Origin of the sequence: Paenibacillus sp. FSL R10-2736, assembly GCF_038000245.1 — a bacterium.
GTDB lineage: Bacteria > Bacillota > Bacilli > Paenibacillales > Paenibacillaceae > Paenibacillus_AQ > Paenibacillus_AQ phytohabitans.
Window position 1 is genome coordinate 2,429,694 of record NZ_JBBOBN010000001.1, and the last position, 19,545, is coordinate 2,449,238.

Sequence of the window (19,545 nt, forward strand, 5' to 3'; positions counted from 1 at the left end):
CTTGCTAACACAAACCTCTACTCCGGTAGAGGTTTTTCTGTATTTCGGACATTACCTATAGAATCCCAGGAGGTTAGCCAAGTGACGAATCCGAGCATTGAAGAAGTAGTGTCGCTGTCGCGGAAGTATAATCTGATCCCGGTAGTGAAGAGGCTGCTGGCTGATATGGAAACACCCATCCGCTTGTTCCAGCGTTTTGCCGAGCAGGATCGTGCATTCCTGCTGGAGAGTGTAGAGGGCGGCAGTCAATGGGCACGTTATTCCTTTATCGGCAGTGATCCGTTCCTGATGATTTCAGGCAAAAAAGGCCTGATCCACGTTGAAATGGGCGGTGAAAAAAAACAGCTGCCCGGCAAACCTGTCGAGGAGCTTAAGGCGCTGCTGCGCTCCTACCGCAGTCCCAAGCTGGACGGGATGCCGCCGTTTACGGGCGGTGCTATCGGATTCTTCGGCTATGATCTGCTGCAGTATTACGAGAAGCTGTCCGCGCATGCCGTGGATGACCTGAATATGGATGATATCCGCTTCATGTTCTGTGACCGCATCATCGTCTTCGATCATGTGAAGCAGCAGATTCTGCTGGTAGGCAATCTGCACATCAAGGATGGCGATACCGATTCCGAGATTCGCGCAGGTTACGAGGAACTAAGCCGCCGCCTGGAGAACATGGCTGAAGAGCTGCAAAAGGAAGGACCGAAGGAGAACGTCAACCGCCGCAGCATCCCGCAGGACATTGAGCTGGGTGAGATTCACTCCAACCTGACCAAGGAACAATACATCAGCAACGTGGAGCAGGCCAAAGAGTACATCCGCGCCGGTGATATCTTCCAGGTGGTGCTGTCCCAGCGGCTGCATATAGAAACCGAGGTGTCTCCACTGCATGTGTACCGGATGCTGCGGACGCTGAACCCTTCACCTTATATGTATTATCTGAAAATGGACGAAGAGATCATCGTAGGCACTTCACCGGAAGCGCTGGTTAAGGTGGATAGCAGCGGACGGGTTGAGACCCGCCCGATTGCCGGAACCCGGCCGCGCGGAGAGACCGAGGCGCAGGACCGCCAGCTCGCCGCTGAACTGCTGGAGGATGAGAAGGAACGTGCAGAGCATCTGATGCTCGTGGATTTGGGCCGTAATGACCTGGGCCGTGTGTCGAAGTTCGGCACGGTGAAATGCGATTCGTTCATGGAGATCGAGAAATACTCGCATGTGATGCATATCGTCTCGAACGTGTCCGGGACGCTGGCCGACGATAAAGATTTCTTCGATGCCTTTCTCTCCTGCCTCCCGGCAGGGACTGTATCGGGGGCACCGAAGCTGCGGGCGATGGAGATCATTGCCGAACTGGAAAAGGAAGCACGCGGCGCTTATGCCGGCGCCATCGGTTATCTCGGCTTCTCCGGGAATATGGATTCCTGTATAACCATTCGCACAATTATTTTCCGCAAAGGCCGGGCTTATGTGCAGGCTGGAGCGGGAATTGTCTGGGACTCGGTTCCGGAGAAGGAATATGAAGAGACTCTCAACAAGGCCAAGGGCATGCTGAAGGCGATCCGGATGGCCGAAGCCATGTTCCCCGCGGAGGTGAAGGAGAAGCAGGTTATCAACCAGGACTATATGTACGAATATACCCCGTGAGCGGGGGATAAGCAGAGATGAGCTAAGACGAGCAGAGAATGCTCCATACTATTTTTGGCGTATGCTTCCGGAGCCGGTTTGTAAGAAGCTGATTCAGGAAGTCCGCCTACAAAACTCTTAGGAGGGAATCAATATGGAAGCAAGCCAGTTAATACAATCAGGAATTGCCGGATTAATCGAAGGAAAGGATCTTACCCGCACCCAGGCACGGGAGGTAATGGGGACCATTATGGAGGGGGCGGCAACACACGCGCAGATCGGTGCACTGCTCACGGCGCTGCGTATCAAGGGTGAAACGGTAGAGGAAATCACCGGGTTCGCGGAAGCGATGCGCGGTTTCGGAACTCCGGTACTTACGGAACGTAGCCAGCTGCTCGATACCTGCGGCACCGGAGGCTCCGGTATCCATAAATTTAATATCTCCACCGCCTCGGCAATCATCTCCTCAGCCGCCTCTGTAAGAGTTGCGAAGCACGGCAACCGTTCGGCTTCCGGCAGAGCGGGCAGCGCCGATGTACTGGAGGCTCTCGGCGTCAATATTCATCTGAATGCGGAGCAGGCCCGGCAATGTCTGGACAGCATAGGGATCTGCTTCCTGTTCGCACAAATCTACCATCCGTCAATGAAGCATGCTGCTGCTCCCCGCCGTGAGCTGGGTGTGCGTACTGTATTCAATATGCTTGGCCCGCTGACGAATCCGGCAGGAGCTGACCGGCAGCTCATGGGCATCTATGACCGCAACAAAACGGTGACTGTGGCCAAAGTACTGGGCGAGCTGGGCTCCAAGCGGGCAATGATTGTCAGCAGTCTGGACGGTCTGGATGAAATCAGCATCTCGGCGCCGACCCAGGTCTCCGAGCTGAGAAATGGTGTGGTCACAACCTACGAGGTTACACCGCAGGAGCTCGGGCTGAGCCAGCATCCGCTGGAGGATGTGCTCGGAGGTGATGCGGCCGAGAATGCGGCAATTATCACTACAGTGCTGGAAGGACAAATCAATCCATACCGTGATATCGTATTAGCGAATGCAGGGGCATGCATCTATGTTGCCGGTCTTGCAGATACACTGCGGGAAGGCGTAGACCGGGCAAGAGAGGTAGTGGATTCAGGAGCAGCACTGCGCAAGCTGGAACAGTTAAAAGCCATGACGAAGGAGCTTGATTATGTATCTTGACCGGATTGTTGCCACCAAAGTGAAAGAGGTAGAGGCGTTAAATGAGACATTTTCATTGGAAGAGGCTGAACGGGCTATCGCTGCTCTGCCTGCAACGAGAGGGTTCCGCGCTGCGCTGACCGGGCGGCGGAACCGGGACATGGGGCTGATCGCCGAGGTGAAGAAGGCTTCGCCTTCCAAAGGCCTGATCCGTGCCGATTTTGATCCGGTTGCGATTGCTAAAGGCTATGCAGCAGGAGGCGCGGACTGCCTGTCTGTGCTTACGGACCGGGAATATTTTCAGGGCAGCGGATCGTATCTGCAGCAGGTAAGAGAAGCGGTGGAGCTTCCTCTGCTGCGCAAAGACTTCATCATTGATGAGAAGCAGATCTACGAAGCGCGCCTGCTTGGAGCAGATGCTATTTTGCTCATTGCCGCTATTCTGACATCTGAACAGCTGAGCGCATTCACCGATACCGCTGCAGGGCTTGGCCTGGATATCCTGATTGAAGTGCATGACCGTGCTGAACTGGAAATGGTGCTGGCCACCGGCAAGGCTGTTCATCCCGGCGTGCTGCTTGGCATCAACAACCGGAATCTGAAGACCTTTGAGACCGCGCTTTCTGCCACAGCCGAGCTTGCGGCACTGCTTCCGGAGGGACTGCCGGTCATTAGTGAGAGCGGGATTACCGGTCCGGAGGACATCGCATTCTTAAGCAAGACCCGGGCTACCGGCGTGCTGGTAGGAGAATATCTGATGCGCCAGCCGGATGTAGAGCAGGCTGTCCATCAGCTGCTCGGACCGCTTCCTGCAGGGAAGGACCGTGCGCTGCATGGCTGATACACTCGTAAAAATCTGTGGACTTCAGGACGTTGAAGTGCTAAAATCTATGAAGAGTTTGCCTCTGGATTATATCGGATTGGTATTTGCCCCGAGCCGCCGCAGAGTGACTGCTGAAGCTGCTGCCGAGCTTGTTGCAGAGCTGAAGGAGTGGGAGACTGGGACAGCACCCCGCGTTGCGGGAGTCTTCGTCGATCCGCAGCTTACAGAGCTGACAGAGCTGCTCAGAACAGTACCGCTGGACGTCGTGCAGCTGCATGGGCAAGAGAGCCCGCTGTTCTGCAGCGGGGTCAAGCAGGCTTTTCCGCAGATTCAAGTATGGAAGGCACTTTCTGTAGCAGGCCATGACCCTGAAGCAGGAATAGACATTCGTGCTCTCCTGGAGAGCTACGCCGGCACAATCGATGCGCTGCTCCTGGATACCTATGATCCGCAGGGCAGCGGAGGCTCCGGACGTACGTTTGACTGGGAACAGATTCCGCTCTACCAGCAAGCGGCTGCGGACTATGCGCTGCCTTTATTTATAGCCGGAGGACTGAATCCGGACAACGTGAATGAGCTGCTGGACGGCTACGCTCCATATGGCGTGGATGTATCCAGCGGAGTGGAGAGTAACGGCCTTAAGGATATCGCAAAAATGACAGCTTTCGTGGAAAGGGTGAAGCAATCATGATACAAGTACCGGACAAGAACGGACGTTTTGGTTCTTTTGGAGGCCGCTTCGTTCCTGAAACCTTGATGAATGCACTGATTGAGCTGGAGGAGGCCTACCGTAAATTCTCGGCAGACCCGGCTTTTCAGGAGGAAATAGATTACCTGCTTAAGCAGTATTCCGGACGCGAGACCCCGCTGTATTATGCGGAGCGGCTAAGCAAGCATCTGGGCGAAGCCAAGATCTATCTGAAGCGTGAGGACCTGAATCATACAGGTGCGCACAAGATCAACAACGCTATCGGACAAGGCATTCTGGCCAAAATGATGGGTAAAACCAAGGTGATTGCCGAAACGGGAGCCGGGCAGCACGGCGTGGCTACCGCTACAGTTGCAGCCCTGCTCGGTATGGAATGCAAGGTATTCATGGGCGAAGAGGATACCCGCCGCCAGGCACTGAACGTCTTCCGTATGAAGCTGCTTGGTGCAGAGGTAATTCCTGTAACCTCCGGGTCAAGAACCCTGAAGGACGCCGGTAATGAGGCACTGCGCTACTGGGTGAGCAACGTTGAGGATACCTTCTATATTCTTGGTTCTGCGGTAGGCCCGCATCCCTATCCAATGATGGTCCGTAATTTCCAGCGGATTATCGGGGATGAGACCCGCCGCCAGATTCTGGAGGCTGAAGGACGCTTGCCGGATCTGCTGGTTGCCGCGGTAGGCGGAGGCAGTAATGCCATCGGCATGTTCTATCCTTTTATGGAGGATGAGCAGGTTGGCATGATTGGTGTTGAAGCTGCCGGCAAGGGAATTGATACTCCGTTCCATGCAGCAACCATGAGTAAGGGGAGTCATGGCGTCTTCCAGGGATCGCTCAGCTACCTGCTGCAGGATGAGCACGGACAGGTGACTGAAGCGCATTCCATATCGGCCGGACTGGATTATCCCGGTGTCGGACCCGAACACTCCTATCTGAAGGATATTCACCGCGCACAGTATGTGCCGGTTACGGATGACGAGGCGCTGGATGCGCTGAAGCTGCTCTGTCAGACGGAAGGCATCATCCCTGCCCTGGAATCTGCCCATGCGATTGCCCATGTGGTTAAGCTCGGCAAGACACTGACCAAGGATGATATTGTAGTCATCTGCCTGTCCGGACGCGGCGACAAAGACGTGGAATCGATCATGGCCTATACGGAAGGGGCGGGGAAATAATGACTACCGAAACTACAAACCGGATGGATTTGACCTTCAAAAAGCTGCGGGCAGAGGGCCGGGCAGCCCTGATTCCTTTTCTTACCGTAGGCGATCCCGATCTTGAGACTACGCTGGATATTATCGCTGAGCTGGAGGCGGCCGGTGCGGACATTCTCGAGCTCGGAGTTCCCTATTCCGACCCGTTAGCCGACGGTCCGGTCATTCAGCGGGCTTCCTCCAGAGCCCTGCGCAGCAACATTCATCTCCGCACCTGCATGGAGACAGCCCTTAAGGCACGTCAGGCCGGCAGCCAGTTGCCCTTCATCTTGTTCACCTACTATAATCCGGTGATGCAGATGGGACTGGATACCTTCTTCGCTGAGCTGGATGCCCATGAAATCAGCGGGCTGATTATTCCCGATCTGCCTGTTGAAGAGTCGGAGGACATGCGTGAGCGCAGCCGTGCAGCCGGAGTGAATCTGATTCCGCTGGTAGCCCCGACTTCCAGTGAGCGGATTGCACGGATTGTTTCCGGCGCCAGCGGGTTCGTTTACTGCGTATCTTCGCTTGGTGTAACCGGAGAACGTTCTACCTTTCATACCGGGGTGGATGACTTCATTCAGTCCGTCCGCCGCTCTACAGACCTGCCGATCGCTGTAGGATTCGGGATTTCCACTGGAGAACAGGTGTCCCGGTTTGCGAAGATTTGCGATGGTGTAGTCGTCGGCAGTGCCATTGTCCGCAAGGTAGAGGATGTCATTCCTCTGCTGGCCCAGCCGGAGACAAGAAGTGCAGGACTGTTGCAAATTCGTGAATTTGTGGCACAATTAAGACCATAACGGTCTGCATACTGACCTGATACTAGCCAATTACTTCTAGAGAGCGAGGATGGGCCATGAACCCGAAACCTAATATCGTCGACCTCCCTGTCTACAAGCCGGGGAAACCGATCGAAGAAGTCAAGAAGGAGCTGGGCTTAAGTGATGTTATTAAGCTGGCATCCAACGAGAACCCTTACGGGGCAGCACCAAGCGCAAAAGCCGCTATTGTAGCGGAACTGGATAATCTGTATTTATACCCGGACGGTTCCGCTGCCGAGCTGACTGCAGCATTGGCAGAGCATCTGGGAGTAGCAAGTGACAACATTATTTTTGGCTGCGGGTCTGACGAGATTATTGCTCTGATCGCACGTGCTTTTTTCCTGCCCGGTGACGAGACCATAATGGCGGACCAGACCTTCTCCGTCTATAAGAGTAACGCAGATATAGAGGGTGCTGTATCTATTGAAGTGCCCTTGAAGAATGGTACCCATGATCTGGATGCCATGCTGGCGAAGATTACGGACCGTACCAAGGCAATCTGGATCTGCAATCCGAACAATCCGACCGGAACCATTGTGCCGGAGGATGCCCTGATTACTTTCCTGGATGCAGTACCGGCCGGAGTTATGGTTATACTGGATGAGGCATATTTCGAATACGTGACCGATCTGAGTTACTCTGACGGGATTAAGCTGCTGGATACTTACCCCAATCTCGTTGTACTCCGCACGTTCTCCAAGATCTACGGTCTTGCAGCACTCCGCATCGGTTACGGCGTGGCCAGCCCGCAGATTATCTCCTTGATCAATAAAGTGCGGGAACCGTTCAATACCACCCGCTTAGCCCAGGTAGGGGCGCTGGCTGCATTGGCTGATCAGCAATATGTCCAGCAGTGCCGGTCGCTTAACAGTGCGGGTATTGTCCAGCTGCAGGTTGAATTCCAGCGCCTAGGCCTTGAGTCCTTCCCGGCACACGGCAATTTCATCATGGTGGATGTGCGCAAGCCGGCCTTTGAGGTCTTCGATGCCTTGCTGCGGCAAGGTATTATCGTGAGAGCAGGCCACCACCGCTACCCGACCTACATCCGGGTTACTGTCGGCTCTGCCGAGCAGAATACGGCCTTCATCGCTGCTTTGGAGAAGGCGCTTGAAGAACAGGGAGTACGCGCATAACCTATATCAGAAGAAGCAGGATTGACGATATCACAGAAGGCAGGTAGTTCTAAGAACATGACGACAAAAATAGCAATTTTCGGTGTCGGTCTGATCGGCGGCTCACTGGCCCTTTGCTTCAAAGGCAAGGAGGGCCTGACCGTAGTAGGGCATGCCCACCGTCCTGAATCAGCAATCAAATATGTCAGCAGAGGTGTAGTCGACGAGGCTACCCTATCGCTTGAAGAAGCGGCGCTTGGCGCCGATTATATTTTTCTGTGTGTGCCTGTTGGCATGATAGAGGATTATCTTCAGCAGCTAAGCCGCCTGCCGCTGAAGCCGGGCTGTATTATCACCGACGTCGGCAGCACCAAGGCCAGCATAGCCGCCTGCGCAGTTTCCCTTGACCTTCCCGGTGTGCATTTCATCGGCGGCCATCCGATGGCCGGCTCGGAACGCTCGGGTGTAGAGGCAGCCTCCTCCTTGCTGTTCGAGAATGCCTATTACGTGCTGACGCCTCCGCCCGGAGTTCCGGAGGAAGCTTATCATGCACTGGAATCCTTGCTTCTACATACCAGAGCGCATATTGTCCGGCTTGACCCGGAGCGCCATGATGAGATTGTCGGAGCGATCAGCCACCTGCCGCATATAATTGCGGTGGCGCTGGTCAATCAGATTCATGCTTACCATGATTCAGACTCTTTGTACAGCACACTTGCGGCCGGCGGCTTCCGGGATATTACGCGGATTGCCTCAAGTGATCCGATCATCTGGCGCGATATCCTGCTGAATAACCGCTCGGTTATGCTGCGTCTGCTCAAAGACTGGAATGACGAGGTTTCTTCATTCATTCATCTGCTGGAGCAGGGGGATGGTGCAGGGATCGAGTCGGCCTTCCATGAGGCGAATGAATTCCGCAGCCAGCTGCCAGAGCGCCGGAAGGGAATGATTGTCCCGTTGTTCGACCTTCATATTGATGTTCCCGATCATCCCGGGATTATCGGACGCATCACTACAGAGCTTGGCGACCAGGGCATCAACCTTAGCAACGTGCAGATTATTGAGAGCCGGGAGGATGTTCCCGGGATCATGCGCCTGTCGTTCCGCCAGGAGCATGATATGGAGCGGGCCAAGGTTGTATTGCAGCAGAATGATTATACGGTATATGTATAGCGAAGAGCCGGGGCATGATGCCCCGGCTATTTTCTTAATGTAAGAATTTATTTGCTGCGCATGCTTACTAGTCCATCTATTTCTCGCTGAAACACACCGTCCTTTAAAGGACGGCGTAGCCGCTTCCACTTGCTATCAAACTGTCAGGCCAGCCGCCTCTCCCCAGATCCAATTATCCTGAAACGACTGAGATTCCGTTATCTTGTTCTATGGAACCTGAAAGAGGGCATTCCAGGTCAATTAAGCGATTCTGAGTCTGATTAACCGGCAATTTCGCCGAATTTACACAAATAACGGATTCTCAGTCCTCCTCACTGCAGGCAGGTTATGAAGGTTGCGGTAACTCTCAACGTTCAACGATGCAGAGCGGAAGATTTCGCGGAGCCTATCTGTGTCGTCACGGACTGCGCTTCGGATGATTAGGTTAAGGGAGAATAATACAGGGGCAGCCATCAGCCTGTAAAATACCCAATTGTTCGTAAAAATGGACAAAAAAAAGACCGCTTACATAATAAGCGGTTACAGTTCACAATGTATTGGAACCGTGCAGTGTTTGGATAGGAGTGGAGAGAAACCATACTGTACTTTTATTATATGTATACGGTTACATTCTGTCAACCCCTTTATCAAACATAAATAATACCGCTTTCAATATTCGACTTCCCGCTGAATCTAAAAGTCTATTAATGTCATGCTGTTAGAATGTATGCTATACTGGGTTAAGTATGTTTATAGATTTCTTCCAAGTATAGGGAGCCATATGCCTATCTGAACAGTATTAGAAATTTGTAAAGATGCGAATTTCTTTCTGTATTTACATACAGTATGCCTTAATTAACGGCTGGTTGAATATACATAGGAAGTATTTCATTTATTCGTACAATTTTGTAGCAATGCCGCAACTTTTTCTTACCTGACCGGTATAAGTAGATACGGACCGGACGGGATTAATCGTGCAAGGGCGAGGAGGGCCGAACTCACCATGACGGATTCCCAGTTGATCCAGCTTATCAAGCAAGGAGATACAGAATTATACTCGGAATTGATGCGACGGTACCAGCGGAAGATATTGGCTTTCGTGTATCATATGCTTAAGAATTCCCATATGGAGCTGATTGCCGAAGACCTCTGTTCTGAGACCTTCTACAAGGCTTTCCGGAGTCTTCATTCGTTCCGTGAAGTGGATGCCTCTTTTTCTACTTGGCTGTACACTATTGCCCGTAATACGGTGCTAAGTGAGCTGCGCAAGAACCGTGCCGGAAATGTATCGCTTGAAGAGAGCGGTTATACTCCTGTGGCACCGCTTGACGTTGCCCCGGAACAGGCGGCATTACGTAAAGAACGGATGAATCTGGTCCGTGAAGCGATTAACAATCTCCCGGAGAAGCAGCGTTCTGCGCTCATTCTGCGTGAATATGATCAGATGGATTATCAGGAAATTGCAGTGATTCTGGATCAGAGTGTCAGCTCCGTGAAATCACTATTGTTCCGCGCCAGGAGCAGTGTGAAGCTCCAGCTCGAATCCTATTTCTATGAGCCTGAATTCGATGAGCAGGCTGAGAGGGTGTAAGGCCAATGAATTGCAGGGAAGCGCAGGATTCCATTCCGCTCTTGTGGGACGCTCCCCCCACGGATCCCAGACGGATTAGACTGGAGAAACATATCGCGACTTGTTCCTATTGCAGTGCCGAATGGGCGTTGTGGCAGGAGACAAGTGAGCTTATGCAGGACTCAAGGTTTGAAGTCAGTGATGAACGCGCAGAAGCGATTAACCTTAAGGTTATGGAGCGGATCTATCTGGAAAGTCCATGGCTTATGCCCGGGGACGGTAAATCTGCGGGCAGCTCTGCTGTTTTCCGGCGCAGGCTGAGCCTATGGATTGCCTGTTTTCTGGCAGTGTTTATCTCCAGCTTTTTATATTTCACCATGTTCAAAACACCCTCGAATACTACTGCGGCCCAGAGCGGGATTGTAGAAACAGGTGTGGCAGGTCTGACATTGGATTGGTCATCTTCTTATCCGGTCGAGTCAGAAGGCGGTATTATTGAACCGCTTGTAGCCAATATGGGCCCTTCCCACCCGCAATACTGGATGGTGTTGTCGACGCTTGGCGTCGGGTTGTCTATATTCCTGCTGGTACGCCTGAACCGTTACCGCAGACAATGAAAGCCCCTTTACTTAAATCGTGAAGAGGGCTTTTTCGTATCCGGATATAAGCTCCAAGTGAGAAATAGACCTGTAATTTTGTTAAAAAAGAAGACATTTGTTTTCATTCGTGTTACATTATTAAGCAAACATAAATGGAAGGGAAAGGTGATAGGCAATGCTGATCGGCTTAATACGCCACGGGCTGACGGATTGGAACGCGGAAGGTAAGATTCAGGGACAAAGTGACATTCCGCTTAACGATGAAGGCCGCAGGCAGGCTGAGATGCTGGGTGACCGGCTTCTGCAGGAGCCCTACCACTGGGACTACTGCATTACGAGCAGTCTTTCCCGCGCAGCTGAGACAGGAAAGATCGTTGCCGCCAAGCTGGGAATTCCTTTGCTGGAACCGGATCATCGTATCCGCGAGCGCGCTTATGGCCAGGTAGAAGGCATGACGGCTGCAGCCCGCGAAGCTAAATGGGGCAAGGACTGGAATCAGTTAACACTGGGGCAGGAGAGCGATGCGGCGCTTCAGGTCCGCGGGCTTGCTTTTCTTGAGGATCTCTCAGCCCGTTATCCGGATCAGAATGTACTGGTCATCTCCCATGGAGGGTTTCTTGCACAGCTGTATACCGCGCTATACAAAGACAAGTATTCGGAACGGCTCGGCAACCTCTCCCTGACGATTTTGGAGAAAAACGAGCAGGAATGGAATCCGTTATTGTACAACTGTACCCGTCATATCTTGCAGAATCAGCGTTAACCCGACCCTTCGGGTTATTTTTTTTGCGTAATAAGGAATAAAAAGGGCTATATTTCCCATAATGGTAGTAAAACGGTGAGGCGATAAAAGATGAATCTGGCGGATATGCTCACTTACGCAGACATTGGTCAGCTTACCGCCATTGCGGGACGCTATGAATGTGAGTGCAAACGGAATTCCAAACATGATTTGATTCAGAGTATTCTAATTACCTTGGGCAGCCGTGAGTTTATGGAGTCTCATATCCGGGGATGTACCCCGGAGGAACTGCGGTTCCTGAACACTTTGCTATTTGATGAGCGCAGCCATTTCAGTCTGGAAGATCTTCTTGCCGCCGCAAGGCAGGCATGTTTTGACACACCCTCCGGTAAAAGCGGCAGCTACCGCGATATGGTCAGTAGGTTCAAAAACGGCGGCTGGCTCTTTACCGGTGCATCGCAGCAGAGCAGGTATCTGTTTCAGGTCCCGCTGGATCTGAAGAACCGCTTCCGCGACAGGATGGGGGAGCACCTGAAGGAAGGGATTACTCCCAGTCCTGAACCGGCAATGTACCGGGGCGAGGGCGATCTGCTGGCGGGTGATCTGCTGCTCTTCCTGCGCTATGTGAAGGATAACGAGCCTGAACTTGGCCAGGAGGGGGCGCTGTATAAACGCAATCAGCAGGGAGTGATGAATGCCTTGCAAATTGCTGAGCCCCTGCTGGGCAAAGGCGGGTGGAGATTCGGCTACGGCAGGGCCTGTGAGCATTATCCGCCGAGATTTGCCCTGCTGTATGATTATGCCCGCCACCGCCGCTGGATCTCGGAGGAGGGCTACCGACTGAAGCTCACAGCCATAGGGGAACAATTCCTGGAGGAAGGGAAATCGGAAAAGCTGATGCAGTTATTCTCCTTTTGGTTAAGACTGTATAAAGGCGCAATTCCAAACCTGCCGTCGCTAGTCTATTGGATCAGTCTTAGTGCAGGCAGATGGGTTACAGTGGCTTCGTTATCCGAAGGGCTGGGCTGGCTGATTAAGCCGTTCTATTATGATGATGCCGGTGCCATACTCGAACAGCGTATTCTGCGGATGATGCTGCATCTGGGTATGATCAGACTCGGAGAAGGTGCCGAAGGACCGGTGGTCATGATGACGCCCTGGGGAAGTGAAGCGGCCGTACCGAAGCTGCTGCTCAAGTAAGGGGGAGAGAGATGCGGATTGCTTATGGGAGTTACATACCGCAGCTTGATGAATCAGTCTATGTGGCGGAAGGTGCTAAGCTCGTTGGCGATGTAAGGATGGGGAAACAATCCAGTATCTGGTTCAATGCCGTGCTTAGAGGAGATTTGGCTCCGGTGATAATCGGAGAGCGCTGCAATATTCAAGATGGTACAGTGGGTCATGTGGCTGAGGGTGTACCGCTAATTCTGGGTGATGATATATCGGTTGGCCATTCCGCGATTATCCACGGCTGCCGGATAGGCAAAGGCACATTAATCGGAATGGGAGCAATTGTATTGAACGGAGCAGAGATTGGTGAATATGCTTTAATAGGAGCCGGCTCCATTGTAACCGAAAACAAAATCATTCCGCCGTACACGCTCTCCTTAGGCACCCCGGCCAAAGTGATCCGTGAGTTGACCGAACAGGATCTGCTGAGGATGGCACGCACCAGTGAAAGCTATGTGAAGAAGGCATTGGAATACGGAAACTCTTAAACAGCGGAGGTGTATCGAATGGACAAAATGAAGGCTACTTATGAAGTGATGCTGGGGCTTGCTGCAGAAATGGTTTGGGATGAAGCGTTAAGAAAGCGTCGTACCGACATCTTGTACCGGAAGATTGACACGGCGCTGGCTGCCGGAGATGAGGCGGCTTTCCGGAATCTGACTGAAGAACTGAAAAGTTTGGCATAGGGAAATGCGCCTGGCGCATTTCTTTTTTTACAATTATGATATTCTAAATGCTGCATGAGCGGCAAGAAGGGGGCCAGCCGATGAAATTCAGTGATTTTGACCATAAGACCTGGGAAGCGGATGGACAGTTCTATGATACCTGTGTTATTCCGTATACAGGACTTCAAGGGACGGAGACACCTCCCGAGACCATTGCAGCGCTGGAGCGTCAGCGTGATTTCCTCGAGTTAGTCGAGAAGCCTTTTCAAGGGCGTGTGGTGACTTATCCGGCGGTACAGTATGCAGGAGCAGAAAGTATAGCTTTACTTAATGCCCTTTGCCAAAAAGTCAAATCCATTGGTTTCCAGTATGTTATCGTGTCATCCGCAAATGAAGTGCTTTTAACAGAAGAGGTTTATGAAAGCGATTTACTCCTTTGCCAGCCTGAAATGAAGAGGGATTCCGATACTCCGGTGAGCTCCCATATACGGGATGAAATCCAGAGATTATGGTTAAATGGAAAATGAGTTAAATGTGACGAAAAATCAACAATTATTCTGAAATCAGCCACAAATGCCTGTCACAATTTAGACAATATTCTTGACGGGTTTTGGAGCCTAAGCTATGATTAGGGTGAACTTATATGTCATGTGATTTTTTTCATTGAAAACGAATTAATTACCAGAATTGTCTTTGAACGGACTCTGCAGGTGCCTTCTCAAATTTTGAAAAGGGGGTTACACACAGTATGAGCAGCCTTAATGAAGAACAGGAACCGCTTCCGCAAGAACAGCCCCAACGGAAGGATATATCGCGTAGACAGTTTTTGGCCTATACACTAGGCGGTGCCACCGCTTTTATGGGAGCCGGAGCCATTCTGCCGATGATTCGTTTTGCCGTAGACCCGATATTACATAAAAAAGGCGAAGGAGACTTTATCAAGGTAGCGGAAACGTCCAAGATTACCGATGTGCCCCAGGAGTTCACCTTTGAACTGCCGCAGCAGGACGGATGGTATGCCAGTACAGCAATGCTGACGGCGTGGATCCGTAAAGATGAGAGCGGACAAATTTATGCGCTTTCACCGGTCTGCAAGCACCTTGGCTGTACGGTAGGCTGGAACAATGATAAGGCTTTCCCGGATGAATACCACTGTCCTTGCCACGGAGCGCGTTATACGAAACTGGGCAAGAATCTGGCGGTAGCCCCGAAGCCGCTCGACCAGTACACCACCAAGATTGACGGCGGCTGGGTGTATCTGGGCGACATCGTTCCAAATACTGAAGCTAAGAAGGAGGCGTGAATCCAATGTTTAAAAATGTCTATAACTGGATTGACGAACGTCTGGATATTACGCCGATCTGGAGAGATGTTGCCGACCACGAGGTTCCCGAGCATGTCAATCCTGCCCATCACTTCTCAGCCTTTGTCTATTGCTTCGGCGGACTTACTTTTTTCATAACCGTCATTCAGATTCTGTCAGGCATGTTTCTGACGATGTATTATGTACCCGATATCATAAATGCCTATGCCAGTGTGGAGTACCTTCAGACCAAAGTCGCCTTCGGCCAGATTGTCCGGGGGATGCATCACTGGGGAGCGAGTCTGGTCATTGTCATGATGTTTCTTCATACGATGCGCGTGTTCTTCACCGGCTCCTATAAAGCTCCGCGCGAGATGAACTGGGTCGTCGGGATGCTGATCTTCTTCGTTATGCTGGGGTTGGGATTAACCGGCTACCTGCTCCCTTGGGATAACAAGGCGTACTTCGCAACCAAGGTTACCCTGGAGATCGCGAACTCTGTTCCGGTTATGGGGCCGGTGCTGAAGGAACTGATGCAGGGCGGTACGATTGTTGGCGCCGAGACGCTGACCCGCTTCTTCGCCCTCCATGTATTCTTCCTCCCGGCGGTCCTGCTTATACTGCTGGTCGGACACTTCATTATGATCCGTAGACAAGGAATTTCCGGCCCATTGTAATTGAGGCTCACCAAAACTTAAGAGTATGCTTCCGAAGCGGGGTTTGTACGAAGCGGTTCGAGAAGCAGAGGCTCACAAAACTTTTAGGAGGAACGGTCATGGCGCATAAAGACGACTCCAAAGAGAAGGTGGTATTCGTAGGGGATTCCCGGGTCCGCAGGGGCAACGGGTTCATTACTCCGCCTGACTATTCGGCCTATCCGGGCAAGTCTGAAGCTTTTATACCTAACTTTCTGCTTAAGGAATGGATGGTTGGCGTAGTGGTGCTGGTGGGTATTCTGGTTCTGACGATATCGGAGCCGGCTCCGCTCGGATTTCCCGCGAATGCCACAGCGACGGTAATTCCTATCCCGGACTGGTACTTTCTGTTTCTCTATCAGTATCTCAAGCTGCCCTATGCATCGGGAGATTATATCGTGCTGGGAACGCTTGGCGTGACCGGTGTGGCGTTTGGATCACTGCTTCTGGCCCCTTTTCTGGATACGGGCCGTGAGCGCCGGTTCTACCGAAGACCGATTGCTTCCTCACTTATGTTCCTGTCCCTGGCGGCCATTGTGTACCTGACCAATACCGCCTGGACGGAATACAAGCATGAAATGGCGGAGACGGGACAGATTCCGGAGGATGTGCAGCGTGAGGAGAAAGCGGCCGAGAACAGGGCGGCTGGCTTGCCTACCACAACTGTCGTCCAAACGAAGGACATTGCCATTGTGGACAAGGATGATCCGGCGATGGCACTCTATAAGCAAGCCAGCTGTGTATCCTGCCATGCGGTAGATATGAAGGGAACCGGAGGGCCGCCTTCACTGCGCGGGGTCGGGGATAAGCATGATAAGGCAGCGATTCTTACTATTATTAAAGAAGGCAAGGGACAAATGCCTCCGATGTACGAGACCGCTATGGGAGCAGGGCTGTCCGAGCAGGATATTGATGATCTGGCCGGCTGGCTTGCCAAACAAAAAAGCGAACAGTAAAATAAAATTAACGCAAACCTGATCGTGCATGCGGTCAGGTTTTTGCTTGAATATAAGAAAGTATATGTTTTACGGTATACTTTATCCTTATATTCCTCGCTGATACGGAGTCCGTCCTATAAAGGACAGCAGGGCCGTATCTACTTGTTTTAGCATTGAAGCTGCTACAGTCGGGAGGAAGTTGTCTATATGCCGGTTCATTGGTTTGACAGATTATTCAGGGACAGAAGGATCATCTGGCTGTTGTTCATCGTGAATCTTCTGGGTACGGTTTACGGATACATGTGGTATGGCAATCAGCTGGCGTTCACGGCTGAGAATTATCCTGTCTGGCTCTTGCCCTTTGTTCCGGACAGTCCTACGGCCAGCCTGTTCTTTACAATTGCATTATTGCTGCTGCTCTACCCGCCGAAGGGGCTTACGGGAACCTTGGTTCGTCAACTGATCGAGGCGCTGGCCGTAGTCACATCGGTGAAATACGGCATCTGGGCGGTCAGCATGATTGTGGCCGGCGGTTATCAGGGCGATGCGGTCAACTGGAAAGACTGGATGCTGATGATTTCTCATACCGGAATGGCGGTTGAAGCACTGATCTATGCCCGCTACTTCTCCTTCCGCAGAATGCTGCCCGTTGCGCTGTTATGGACTTTCGCGAATGATATGGTGGATTATTCTGAAGGCGTATTTCCGTGGCTGCCATCAGTGCTGGATGATGATGTCAGTGCCGTACAGTATTTCACCATGGGCCTTACCTTGTTCAGCACAGCTGCCGCGTGGTTATTCGGCGGCAGGACAAGGCGTCCTGCACTTCCGGGCAAACCTGCTGAGAGGCACTGACAGGCTGTTCTAACTCTTGTCCTTCCGCCATACATTAAGGTGGGAGGGATGTCTCATGCCGCGCAGGAGAAGGTTCATACTGTCAGGGATTGTGTTGTGCTGGCTGCTGGCTGGCATGAATGGAGGTAGGGTTCTGGCCGGAGCGGAAGCAGCAGCGGCTGGTGCCAATTCTGGAACTGAAGCATACATAGAGGCAACGGGATTCACCGTCAGTGATCCCGCTGCCCTCACCGGCAGAAGCGGGGCGCAGCGGCTGGAGCAGGCAGCCGAAGCCCTATATGCTTATGTGCTTGAAGGCGATGTGGTCAAGGCTAGGCAGGAGAGTGAGGAAATCTCGCAGATTTTTATCTCTTCTTCCTTCGAAGGGTTGACATCGGTAGAGGGAATCCATGCGCTCTCTACAGTGATTATGGACATGAAGTCTGCAGTGGCTGCTGTAGAGGCTTCTCCCCAGCGGCGGGAAGCTGCCGCAGCCAGGCTCCGGCTCGCCGCGAACAGTCTGAATCACCCCCGACAGCCTATGTGGCTACAGTATTACAAGCTGGTCCGCGAGGATCTGAATAATATGGAGCAAGGCGCTGCCGTTAATGATCTGAAGAGCTGGAAGGCCGCTCTGGCCAGACTGCAGAGCCGGTACGATAATATCCGGCCTGCGGTGATCATCTCCCGGCCGCCCGAGGCTGTCAATACGTTTGATTCCTGGATCTCGTATGCCCAGGGGATCGCCACCTCCGCGCAGCCGGTGGAACGGGCCCGGCTGCTGGAGATTGTGTCTTACGGGCAGGATGCAGCCCGGGTCATGTTCGGCAAAGAGCGCGATGAGCCGGCCTTGTCGCTGCCGCTCGCCCCGCAGCAGTACGGGGCCTGGGGGCTGCTGGCAGGCGCGTTCATCCTTACCGTGCTTGCCTACGCCGCTTACCGCAAGTACCGGGGCCAGAACGGGGATTGGAAGGCTGTATAGCCGGGAGGGTGGCGTTCGCTGAAGCTGGTGTTCTTCCCCTCAGGTGTATGAATCCTCAATACTCACAAAAGCTCCCTTCCCGCTGAGGCGGATGAAGGGAGCTTTTTGAGTACATTTGAAGCTGTAACTAACGAAGTAAGTACAATGTTGCTGACGGAACCTGAATTCCTCAGGTTTGCACAGTGTAAACAAAAATGTTGTACATATTACAACTTGAATATCAATATACCAGTGTATTCGGGAAGATTGTTGTATGGAATACAAGAATTCCACTGCTAATCCGCCTGGAGAAGGCGGATTGTTGCCTTTTATACAACAATTTCGGATTATGGCCAAGATTATAAGGGGAATGTTGTACTATGTACAGGATTTCATGTTAACAGCTTCCCCTCAGCTAATCAGGTCTCCCGGAAGCCCTCACCGTGCACATCATGAACGTCGCTGATAATGACGAAGGCCTTAGGGTCAACAGACTTGACCAGCAGGCTGAGCCGGCGGATTTCCTGTCTGGAAACAACGCAGTACACCATGTGTTTGGCCTGTTTGGAATAGGCTCCGATCGCCGGGATCAATGTGACGCCGCGTTCCATCTCTGCGGTAATCAGCTCGGCAATCTGCGGAGCATCATCACTGATGATGGTGAACGCTTTGGCGGCATAAGCCCCCTCTTGAATGAAATCAATGACACGTGAAGCAATGAAGACGGCGACCAGGGTGTACAATATTTTTTCACGGGGGATATAGAGCAGGGAAGCGCCAATAATGATCACATCGACTGCCAGAATAATCTGTCCCATACTCCAGCCGAACTTGCGTCCGAGAATCCGCGCTACAATATCTACCCCGCCGGTGGTGCCTCCGAAACGGAAGACGATCCCCAGCCCCAGCCCCAGTGTTACCCCGGCATATAATGAAGCAAGAATAAAATCATGCTCTGTACTGAACGTTACAATCCAGCCTGCATTAATCATTCGTTCGAACAGCCAGAGGAAAAAGGACAGGGCGCCGATACCAACACCTGTGTAGACGATCTGATTCGCCCCCAGCACCTTCCAGCCAAGCAGGAAGAGCGGGAGATTCAGCAGCAGTGTGGTCAAAAAGATCGGTATGCTAAAGGCGTAGTTGAGCAGGATGGTAATCCCGGTGACTCCGCCTTCCATCAGCTGATTGGGTACAATGAAGTACAGAAGTCCGAAGGCATAGATTGCAGCTCCCAGCATGATGGGGGCAATGGTTTTGCTGATGGTGCTGAATTTAATTGACGATTTCATATAATCCCTCGCGTATGCCTCTAATGGGCAGTTTATAGGTAGTTATTCTCACGGATACAGCCGCAAATCCACAAAGACTTTCAAAAAAGATTTGTCTTCAAAACGTCTTTAC

The 19,545-nt window shown here is 52.2% G+C and carries 21 protein-coding genes and 1 pseudogene; 21 read left to right on the plus strand and 1 reads right to left on the minus strand.

Going from position 1 to position 19,545, the window contains the following annotated elements; genetic code table 11:
• Positions 1–81: 81 nt before the first annotated feature.
• The 21 genes and pseudogenes from trpE (at position 82) to NSQ73_RS10315 (ending at position 18,162) form a co-directional block, all read left to right on the plus strand.
• Complete coding sequence (trpE, locus tag NSQ73_RS10220) at positions 82–1,638, plus strand: anthranilate synthase component I (RefSeq protein ID WP_340986325.1); 1,557 nt, start codon at positions 82–84, stop codon at positions 1,636–1,638.
• Positions 1,639–1,771: 133 nt separating this feature from the next.
• Positions 1,772–2,812 (plus strand): anthranilate phosphoribosyltransferase, encoded by a 1,041-nt coding sequence (gene trpD / locus NSQ73_RS10225; protein WP_340986326.1) that lies wholly within the window; start codon positions 1,772–1,774, stop codon positions 2,810–2,812.
• Positions 2,802–3,632: an indole-3-glycerol phosphate synthase TrpC gene (trpC, locus tag NSQ73_RS10230; protein ID WP_340986327.1), complete on the plus strand. Its 831-nt coding sequence runs from the start codon at positions 2,802–2,804 to the stop codon at positions 3,630–3,632. The genes trpD and trpC overlap by 11 nt, the downstream gene beginning before the upstream one ends.
• A complete protein-coding gene (locus NSQ73_RS10235; RefSeq protein ID WP_042138617.1) occupies positions 3,625–4,305 on the plus strand; it encodes a phosphoribosylanthranilate isomerase in 681 nt (226 codons plus the stop codon). Before trpC ends, NSQ73_RS10235 begins: the two co-directional genes overlap by 8 nt.
• Positions 4,302–5,498, plus strand: a complete 1,197-nt coding sequence (gene trpB, locus NSQ73_RS10240) for a tryptophan synthase subunit beta (protein ID WP_039301842.1) — start codon at positions 4,302–4,304, stop codon at positions 5,496–5,498. Before NSQ73_RS10235 ends, trpB begins: the two co-directional genes overlap by 4 nt.
• Positions 5,498–6,319: a tryptophan synthase subunit alpha gene (gene trpA / locus NSQ73_RS10245; RefSeq protein ID WP_039301845.1), complete on the plus strand. Its 822-nt coding sequence runs from the start codon at positions 5,498–5,500 to the stop codon at positions 6,317–6,319. Before trpB ends, trpA begins: the two co-directional genes overlap by 1 nt.
• Before the next feature lie 56 nt (positions 6,320–6,375).
• Entirely contained in the window at positions 6,376–7,473 is a 1,098-nt protein-coding gene (gene hisC, locus NSQ73_RS10250) for a histidinol-phosphate transaminase (RefSeq protein WP_039301848.1), read from the plus strand.
• 57 nt (positions 7,474–7,530) lie between these two features.
• Positions 7,531–8,625, plus strand: a complete 1,095-nt coding sequence (locus tag NSQ73_RS10255; protein ID WP_039301851.1) for a prephenate dehydrogenase — start codon at positions 7,531–7,533, stop codon at positions 8,623–8,625.
• A gap of 982 nt (positions 8,626–9,607) precedes the next feature.
• A complete protein-coding gene (locus tag NSQ73_RS10260) occupies positions 9,608–10,195 on the plus strand; it encodes an RNA polymerase sigma factor (protein WP_039309865.1) in 588 nt (195 codons plus the stop codon).
• 5 nt (positions 10,196–10,200) lie between these two features.
• Positions 10,201–10,296: pseudogene (locus NSQ73_RS34945) on the plus strand (anti-sigma factor family protein); the annotation flags it as partial.
• 51 nt (positions 10,297–10,347) lie between these two features.
• A complete protein-coding gene (locus tag NSQ73_RS10265) occupies positions 10,348–10,791 on the plus strand; it encodes a hypothetical protein (RefSeq protein ID WP_052416585.1) in 444 nt (147 codons plus the stop codon).
• A 157-nt stretch (positions 10,792–10,948) separates the two neighbouring features.
• A complete protein-coding gene (locus tag NSQ73_RS10270; protein WP_171716671.1) occupies positions 10,949–11,536 on the plus strand; it encodes a histidine phosphatase family protein in 588 nt (195 codons plus the stop codon).
• Between the two features lie 90 nt (positions 11,537–11,626).
• Positions 11,627–12,715 carry a hypothetical protein gene (locus NSQ73_RS10275; RefSeq protein WP_340986328.1) on the plus strand — a complete coding sequence of 363 codons (1,089 nt, stop codon included), beginning with the start codon at positions 11,627–11,629 and terminating at the stop codon, positions 12,713–12,715.
• A gap of 11 nt (positions 12,716–12,726) precedes the next feature.
• Positions 12,727–13,233 (plus strand): gamma carbonic anhydrase family protein, encoded by a 507-nt coding sequence (locus NSQ73_RS10280; RefSeq protein ID WP_171716670.1) that lies wholly within the window; start codon positions 12,727–12,729, stop codon positions 13,231–13,233.
• A gap of 18 nt (positions 13,234–13,251) precedes the next feature.
• Positions 13,252–13,431, plus strand: coding sequence for an IDEAL domain-containing protein (locus NSQ73_RS10285; protein WP_039309877.1), 180 nt, complete (start codon positions 13,252–13,254; stop codon positions 13,429–13,431).
• 80 nt (positions 13,432–13,511) lie between these two features.
• Complete coding sequence (locus NSQ73_RS10290; RefSeq protein ID WP_340986330.1) at positions 13,512–13,937, plus strand: DUF2487 family protein; 426 nt, start codon at positions 13,512–13,514, stop codon at positions 13,935–13,937.
• Between the two features lie 221 nt (positions 13,938–14,158).
• Positions 14,159–14,713, plus strand: coding sequence for a ubiquinol-cytochrome c reductase iron-sulfur subunit (locus NSQ73_RS10295; RefSeq protein ID WP_039309880.1), 555 nt, complete (start codon positions 14,159–14,161; stop codon positions 14,711–14,713).
• A gap of 5 nt (positions 14,714–14,718) precedes the next feature.
• Positions 14,719–15,390 (plus strand): menaquinol-cytochrome c reductase cytochrome b subunit, encoded by a 672-nt coding sequence (gene qcrB / locus NSQ73_RS10300; protein ID WP_020427667.1) that lies wholly within the window; start codon positions 14,719–14,721, stop codon positions 15,388–15,390.
• A gap of 98 nt (positions 15,391–15,488) precedes the next feature.
• Positions 15,489–16,364: a menaquinol-cytochrome c reductase cytochrome b/c subunit gene (locus NSQ73_RS10305; protein WP_042138609.1), complete on the plus strand. Its 876-nt coding sequence runs from the start codon at positions 15,489–15,491 to the stop codon at positions 16,362–16,364.
• 189 nt (positions 16,365–16,553) lie between these two features.
• Positions 16,554–17,201, plus strand: coding sequence for a DUF1405 domain-containing protein (locus NSQ73_RS10310; protein WP_340986331.1), 648 nt, complete (start codon positions 16,554–16,556; stop codon positions 17,199–17,201).
• A 55-nt stretch (positions 17,202–17,256) separates the two neighbouring features.
• Complete coding sequence (locus tag NSQ73_RS10315) at positions 17,257–18,162, plus strand: sporulation protein YpjB (RefSeq protein ID WP_340986332.1); 906 nt, start codon at positions 17,257–17,259, stop codon at positions 18,160–18,162.
• A gap of 398 nt (positions 18,163–18,560) precedes the next feature.
• Here the strand turns inward: NSQ73_RS10315 and NSQ73_RS10320 are convergent, their stop codons facing one another.
• Positions 18,561–19,433, minus strand: a complete 873-nt coding sequence (locus NSQ73_RS10320) for a YitT family protein (RefSeq protein WP_042138607.1) — start codon at positions 19,431–19,433, stop codon at positions 18,561–18,563.
• Positions 19,434–19,545 lie beyond the last annotated feature (112 nt).

Bases quoted from the DNA above. Each gene is read 5' to 3' on its own strand.
- trpD (WP_340986326.1), top strand. From the start codon at position 1,772: ATGGAAGCAAGCCAGTTAATACAATCAGGAATTGCCGGATTAATCGAA.
- trpC (WP_340986327.1), top strand. From the start codon at position 2,802: ATGTATCTTGACCGGATTGTTGCCACCAAAGTGAAAGAGGTAGAGGCG.
- NSQ73_RS10235 (WP_042138617.1), top strand. From the start codon at position 3,625: ATGGCTGATACACTCGTAAAAATCTGTGGACTTCAGGACGTTGAAGTG.
- trpB (WP_039301842.1), top strand. From the start codon at position 4,302: ATGATACAAGTACCGGACAAGAACGGACGTTTTGGTTCTTTTGGAGGC.
- trpA (WP_039301845.1), top strand. From the start codon at position 5,498: ATGACTACCGAAACTACAAACCGGATGGATTTGACCTTCAAAAAGCTG.
- hisC (WP_039301848.1), top strand. From the start codon at position 6,376: ATGAACCCGAAACCTAATATCGTCGACCTCCCTGTCTACAAGCCGGGG.
- NSQ73_RS10255 (WP_039301851.1), top strand. From the start codon at position 7,531: ATGACGACAAAAATAGCAATTTTCGGTGTCGGTCTGATCGGCGGCTCA.
- NSQ73_RS10260 (WP_039309865.1), top strand. From the start codon at position 9,608: ATGACGGATTCCCAGTTGATCCAGCTTATCAAGCAAGGAGATACAGAA.
- NSQ73_RS10265 (WP_052416585.1), top strand. From the start codon at position 10,348: ATGCAGGACTCAAGGTTTGAAGTCAGTGATGAACGCGCAGAAGCGATT.
- NSQ73_RS10270 (WP_171716671.1), top strand. From the start codon at position 10,949: ATGCTGATCGGCTTAATACGCCACGGGCTGACGGATTGGAACGCGGAA.
- NSQ73_RS10275 (WP_340986328.1), top strand. From the start codon at position 11,627: ATGAATCTGGCGGATATGCTCACTTACGCAGACATTGGTCAGCTTACC.
- NSQ73_RS10280 (WP_171716670.1), top strand. From the start codon at position 12,727: ATGCGGATTGCTTATGGGAGTTACATACCGCAGCTTGATGAATCAGTC.
- NSQ73_RS10285 (WP_039309877.1), top strand. From the start codon at position 13,252: ATGGACAAAATGAAGGCTACTTATGAAGTGATGCTGGGGCTTGCTGCA.
- NSQ73_RS10290 (WP_340986330.1), top strand. From the start codon at position 13,512: ATGAAATTCAGTGATTTTGACCATAAGACCTGGGAAGCGGATGGACAG.
- NSQ73_RS10295 (WP_039309880.1), top strand. From the start codon at position 14,159: ATGAGCAGCCTTAATGAAGAACAGGAACCGCTTCCGCAAGAACAGCCC.
- qcrB (WP_020427667.1), top strand. From the start codon at position 14,719: ATGTTTAAAAATGTCTATAACTGGATTGACGAACGTCTGGATATTACG.
- NSQ73_RS10305 (WP_042138609.1), top strand. From the start codon at position 15,489: ATGGCGCATAAAGACGACTCCAAAGAGAAGGTGGTATTCGTAGGGGAT.
- NSQ73_RS10310 (WP_340986331.1), top strand. From the start codon at position 16,554: ATGCCGGTTCATTGGTTTGACAGATTATTCAGGGACAGAAGGATCATC.
- NSQ73_RS10315 (WP_340986332.1), top strand. From the start codon at position 17,257: ATGCCGCGCAGGAGAAGGTTCATACTGTCAGGGATTGTGTTGTGCTGG.
- NSQ73_RS10320 (WP_042138607.1), bottom strand. From the start codon at position 19,433: ATGAAATCGTCAATTAAATTCAGCACCATCAGCAAAACCATTGCCCCC.